Below are 255 nucleotides of genomic sequence, written 5' to 3'. Positions count from 1 at the left end.
TTCTTGACCCGCTCGGAGATGGTGCGCCAACGCGACAGGTCGGGATCATCCTGCGACGGCAGGCCGAAATGCGCCAGCACCTCGCGGTCGAGCCCGGCCTCGCGGTAGGAGAGCGGCCCGTCGTAGATCGAGGCCACGTCGCGCGCCTCGATCACGGCGGTCTCGCGCACGTTGCAGAACAGGCCGAGCTGGCGCCGCTCGTCGGTGGGGATCGGCCGGTCGCAGCGGCAGAGCCGCAGGTCGGGCTGGCTGCCG

At 71.8% G+C, this 255-nt stretch carries 1 pseudogene; it reads right to left on the bottom strand.

Annotated features, from left to right (window positions below):
• A pseudogene (locus AC0IWM_RS23805) lies at window positions 1-255 on the bottom strand (CTP synthase); the annotation flags it as partial.

It is taken from the genome of Methylobacterium sp. AC433 (assembly GCF_979253015.1).
Note: the sequence above shows the minus strand (reverse complement) of the source record. Positions and strands in the feature narration are given on the sequence as shown.